This is a genomic window from Candidatus Borrarchaeum sp., from assembly GCF_019058535.1.
GTDB lineage: Archaea > Asgardarchaeota > Sifarchaeia > Borrarchaeales > Borrarchaeaceae > Borrarchaeum > Borrarchaeum weybense.
On record NZ_JAHPYX010000041.1, the window covers coordinates 1 to 5,316 of the forward strand.

Annotated in this window: 8 protein-coding genes; 2 read left to right on the forward strand and 6 right to left on the reverse strand. The window is 41.8% G+C overall.

What is annotated here, in order from left to right; translation table 11 throughout:
* From QVB70_RS02170 to QVB70_RS02190, 5 genes are all read right to left on the reverse strand, one after another.
* Positions 1-452, reverse strand: a 452-nt coding sequence (locus tag QVB70_RS02170) for a hypothetical protein (protein ID WP_287582927.1), incomplete at its 3' end; no start/stop codon positions are given.
* Between the two features lie 196 nt (positions 453-648).
* Positions 649-858 (reverse strand): DUF2116 family Zn-ribbon domain-containing protein, encoded by a 210-nt coding sequence (locus tag QVB70_RS02175; protein ID WP_287582929.1) that lies wholly within the window; start codon positions 856-858, stop codon positions 649-651.
* A 136-nt stretch (positions 859-994) separates the two neighbouring features.
* Complete coding sequence (locus QVB70_RS02180) at positions 995-1,426, reverse strand: M67 family metallopeptidase (protein ID WP_287582931.1); 432 nt, start codon at positions 1,424-1,426, stop codon at positions 995-997.
* A gap of 136 nt (positions 1,427-1,562) precedes the next feature.
* Positions 1,563-1,736, reverse strand: a complete 174-nt coding sequence (locus QVB70_RS02185) for a hypothetical protein (RefSeq protein WP_287582933.1) — start codon at positions 1,734-1,736, stop codon at positions 1,563-1,565.
* Entirely contained in the window at positions 1,729-1,857 is a 129-nt protein-coding gene (locus QVB70_RS02190; RefSeq protein ID WP_287582935.1) for a hypothetical protein, read from the reverse strand. Before QVB70_RS02190 ends, QVB70_RS02185 begins: the two co-directional genes overlap by 8 nt.
* A 60-nt stretch (positions 1,858-1,917) precedes the next feature.
* Here QVB70_RS02190 and QVB70_RS02195 point away from each other — a divergent pair, with 60 nt between their 5' ends.
* Positions 1,918-2,382, forward strand: a complete 465-nt coding sequence (locus QVB70_RS02195) for a hypothetical protein (RefSeq protein ID WP_287582937.1) — start codon at positions 1,918-1,920, stop codon at positions 2,380-2,382.
* A 68-nt stretch (positions 2,383-2,450) separates the two neighbouring features.
* Positions 2,451-3,524, forward strand: coding sequence for a hypothetical protein (locus QVB70_RS02200; RefSeq protein WP_287582938.1), 1,074 nt, complete (start codon positions 2,451-2,453; stop codon positions 3,522-3,524).
* A 363-nt stretch (positions 3,525-3,887) separates the two neighbouring features.
* Here the strand turns inward: QVB70_RS02200 and iscB are convergent, their stop codons facing one another.
* Entirely contained in the window at positions 3,888-5,096 is a 1,209-nt protein-coding gene (gene iscB, locus QVB70_RS02205; RefSeq protein WP_287582939.1) for an RNA-guided endonuclease IscB, read from the reverse strand.
* Positions 5,097-5,316 lie beyond the last annotated feature (220 nt).

The following is a 5,316-nucleotide window of genomic DNA, read 5'->3' on the forward strand; positions in this document are numbered from 1 at the left end:
CTCGTACTTATAAAGTGCAGAAACATGGTCCCATAAAGATCGCCAAGCGCAAGAAGGAGCTTTCTTACCTCGCCTCCCTGTTTTCTGGGTACGACAATATCAATGTCGTGCAGAACTCTTTCAAATACACCGCCAGCATTACAACTTGGGCAATGGAGTTTAAATGCACCGCCGCCGAAAATAAGGATCTTCACGGGTTTTTTTGATATTCTTTTCTCTATTATGTCAGGAAACTCTTCATGAAGTATATGGGCTTTTTCTGCCGCCTTTAGCATAACCAATGCGCCCTTTATCGGAAGATAATCTAAATCAACGTAAGAGGGAATATCTAACTCATCCCTTAGAACAGGAAATTCTTCTGGCTTCACCTTTGAAGTCAGAGGTAACTCAACTTCTACTCGATAAATGCCACCTGGTTCCTCATAGAGTACAATTTTTTCATTAGTAGGCATTTCTATCCACCTAATTGCAATCTCTTCAATGAAATTTGACATTGGTGCAGTAACGATGAGAAATGGAATGATTTTAAATAACTATAAATCTCTTTATGAATAACTGTTGAAATCCGATCATTAATATATCTTCACATATAAATGTTTTATGTAGGCCATAAAGAATTTAACAGGATCTCAAGGAATGCCGAAAGTTTTATCGAGTGAGGAACACAAACAAAACAACGACTATTAATGCCGCAATAATTGCGAGCAATTGATACTGCTGACGCCTTTTAAACTTGTTATAGTCCACCTCACACTCATAACCGCAGTACTCATTTCCGACTGGAACCGCTACACCACAGTTTTTGCAATGTGTGTGTTTTACGAGCCCTTCTGGTTTTTTAATACGTTTTGTACTCATCGTTAATTCGTCCTTCCACTTTTTAGCTCATCCCTATGTGTCACACATTCTATATAAAACTGTCAGTGCAATAGCGTAAATTCAATTATAATCATTAAAATGGTACAACGACATGTTTCTGTTATCGAAACTTCGATTAGGTTATTTTCAATTTGACGTCAAATAGTTTTTCGTCATACCACTGAAAAGCCTTCATTTTCATTTTCTTCTCCTCTCGGTTGAGAGATTGAATTATTATCCACACATTTTGATGTAACTTCATGTATTCAAGATCCCATGGTGATGGATTCGGCTGTGCTGGATGTGAATGAAAGATACCTAAGAATTCAAGCCCTGACTCTTCCCCAGATATAAGAATTTTGTAAAACAACTCAGGGTCGATGTAAAATCTCACAGTAGGGTTTTCAGCACTATTTTCGGTTTCAACGACGTCTCGAATTATCGCTTTGTTATTATCGATATGTCCAAATAGAACTCCGCATCCTTCCAGCGGATAGCTTTTTCTTGCTACTTCTAGCATTTTGCAGTGTAAGCTCTTTGTTAATACGACCTCTTCGAAAAGGGGCACGAACATCGCCAATATCATTCTTAGGTTATTCAGATAGTTCTTTTTGAAATCTCTTAATAAATCTCAACGGATAATAAAAATAACATTTAGGAATGATGGTGTAAGTAACCAAACTCAGATTATGTAGCGTCTTAAACTATTCTTGCTGTTTCTCTTTAACCCACTGTTTTAGCGTGATTTCTGCTGAACCACATTTCGGGCATGTAGGATGTAATTTGAATAGTCCATCTTCATCTTCAAATTGTTTATACTCCGCCTCTTGAAAGTGGTGGTCGCACTTGGTACAAATGTACTCGTCAGGTCTATCCATCAACCTCTTCTCCACTAATTTTACTACTAACAATTTGTGCTTCTTCCATAAAAAGCTTATGGCATAAAAGCGATGGTTTTTTAAAAACTGACTGTAATGGTTTGATCGATAGTTGTTTCAAATTTTCAACCTATAACATTTTTATTGATTATAAGTGAAAGTTGTTGAGTGGTGGACGTAGTTGTATACATTATGGCAAAACAAGATGAATAGGACCATGATACTCGGTCTAATTATTGCTGGCATTTGCATTGGGGTAACTTTCTGGATCTGGGGTGATCCAGGAAGATTTAGGTTAATTTCTGACATCAGAACTGAACCGCTTAGTATAGGTGAGGATTTCACTTACAGAATATCGCTGATAACCTTTGTACGCGTGCTTTTGCTCATTTTCTTCTATGTTGGTTTCGTCCTAGCTTTGGCAACATATCGTGAAGGGGCTGGAGATCTTCCAGGATGGTATGAAGTACTCCTCCCAGCTGTGTTTACTGCTATCATAACATATTTCATCTGGGATTACCCAAGAACAGCACCTGAGGAAATTGTGCAGTGGTTGTATGCTTGGCATCTTTATTATGTCCTGATTGGTGTTTTCCTGTTTATTCTCTATGTGCATTATTCAACATATGAATATGAAAAAACGTGAATTTCAGGGTGCATACTCTATTTTTCTACTTTTTCGCTGTTTTTTGTTTTCAGGTCGTGTAGAACTCCATGAATCGGGAATTTGGAATCGTTTACAATTCTAAGTATTCAAATGTTAAAAATCCACCTAATCATCCTCTTCAAGGAAGTCGTTACTTAAAAAGTATAGAATTTTTTGAAGAGATTGGACTTCTTAGTATGCCAAACATCAAATTGATTGACCCGGAACCTGCAACTACTGATGAAATCTTACTCGCGCATACAAAAGATCATTTGGAATTAGTTAAGAGACTTAGTGAAATTGGAAAGGGCCAATTTGATCACGATACTCCAGCTTATAAAGGAATTTACGAAGTTGCACTTTTAACAACTGGAGGGTCGCTTACAGCGATGCGTTCCATATTAAGAGGAGATGTAGAATGTGCAATGAATCTTTCGGGAGGATTTCATCATGCAAAACCAGATCAAGCGCGAGGATATTGCATATTTAACGACGTCAATATCTTAGGGACGATTTTATTAAATTCTGGGATTCAGCGAGTGTTATATGTTGAAATTGATGCCCATTTTGGTGATGGAACATACCATTTTTATAAAGAGAGCCCCAAATTCTTTACACTTTCATTTCACGAAAGCGGCGAATCTTTATATCCCTATTATGATGATCATCTTTTCGGTGAAGGCGAAGGATATGGTTATCATGTGAACGTTCCACTTCCGATTTGGACAGATGATAATGCGTTTCTTTATGCATTTCGGTCGATATTCTTACCTGTTGTTTCTTCGTACAAGCCCGAATTTATTATATTCCAAAGCGGAGTTGATGGACACTGTCGTGATTGGCAGTCTCACCTTTTATTGACTAAGAGAGTCTATCAAGAAGTGGCTCGTTTGATAAGAAACGTTATGGATAGTAACAAAACGAAATTGATAGTTCTTGGTGGTGGAGGTTATGATCCTATGGCTGCAGCTTTGTGTTGGGCATCCATGATAAATGAATTAGCCGATTTGCAGTTAAATCTTACTGGATATGATGATGAATGTGAAAAGGAGCCCTATGAGAACGTTAATACGATGGAGAAAATAGAACAAATTGTAGATGGACTATCTCCTTTTTTAAGTCCAGAAAAACCCTCTAGATGAACTCGTAAGTTATTTCTTCCTATCAATTTCCTGATTCTTAAGAAAAAAGGAACAAAAAGAAGTAAATATGTATGTCAAAAATGTAGTATTAGTTTAAAGAAAGAGGCGGTGCGGTTGAATGAAAGAAGAGAGTGCAAATAAATACGAAGAACTTATACAAATGTTAAGAGAGAGTCCTTTAGGATATGCCTGGTCTTTCTTTTGTTTTATTTGATATCAGCGAGAAGACCCCTTCCGAGAGGGAAGGGATGAATCGCTGACCGCGTTTCTTCCTCTTTCTCACACCTCCGATAAGACATCATCTATAACTAAGTAAGCGAGCGCGTACGGGGGGCGTGGGAACACCATATGTTTGTTAGTTATTTAGTATGGGCAGTTGAACTGCAAGCCGCTGCCATACCTCACCAATTTCACGTGTTTGACCTGGGTATTAACGGTAGCGCCGGTTGGGGTTTTCAAGCGCACCCAGCGCCCCCGGTTGAATATCCCCTTGACCTGGCACCGCTGTCCCTCATAGGAGATCAGGTCATGAGGCTGTAAGGCGTACCGTTGTGTTCGGATGTTGCGTCCATATCCTTTTCTATTCATTTGGATACTTCGATTGTTGCGCCGGGGTTGCATCACCATGAAGGGTCGACACCTGGTTTGCTGGCGGCCTCCGGCGATGATAAAGGCGTCATTGGGGTGTGATTTGGCTAACCCCACCTCAAGCCGTCGTTGCTTGGTGAGGTAGCCGTAGGTGTGGTTACATTCCAACTGGTCAACCAGTTGCCATCGGACCAAATTCATGAAGGCCGCACTTTTCAGTGATGCCTTCGCCTGCCGGTGGATTTCAGGGTGTCCGAACTCGGTAGCGGTCCGATCGCCTTTGTGTTGATTGCAGCGCTCACAACTCAGGGTGAGGTTCAAGACCCGATCACTGCCACCCCGTGACCTGGGGATGATATGTTCCACCTGAAGCGGCACTCCAGTCTTGCCGCAATAGACGCACTTTCGTCCCCATTTTTCCAAGAGATACTCTCGTATATGATAGCCTTGCAAGGTTCCCTGTTGATATTCGACCCCTGAGATTTCCGGGTTTTGTAGCAACTGGGTATCAAAGGTAGCCACCTCCAGTTCGGTACGGCTGACGGGTACCAGGGTCTTAATCGTGTCAATCAGGGTGATATGCGCTTGCTTCTTATGGCGGAGAGAGGGAGCTAACCAATCTTGCTCCCGTTTCCGGTTGTCAAACCTCGGCGCCCGATATCGGGTATTGCGGCTGCGCCGGTTTCTTCGATAATTTCTCCTCTGCTCCAATTTCTTAGACATGTCGTTTCGTAAAACCAACTCGCCCGTCAGCAGTTCCTCTTTTTCTGCAACGGCGGAAAACCCCACCTTTGAATAGCCGCTATCCACCCCCAGCGTCACCTGGGTAGTATAGCCCATTTCTCGGTCTCGCAAGCGAATACTGAACGGCAATCGCGCTACCACTTTCGCCCCACCTTTTTTTACCAGGAGTCTACCTCTGGCTGGAGTGGTGGGATCTAAGGGGTTCCCTTGTGCAGATTGAACGTAGACTTTAATCAGCAACGTTAAGGTCTCAAAAACTAACTATCTTTAACGACCTGTAAAGATCAGCTCCGCCGAAGCGGGTAGGTCCTCATCGCCAATGTTGGGGCAGGCACAGGACATGATGATGGTGCAGGTCTCAGGATAGCGACCTGGGTCGTCGACCATGTGTTTCAGAGCGCGGAACTTGAGGAGCATCCCGGGGGGATTTTCAGACACTCAGCCCCGAACGTAGTTCATC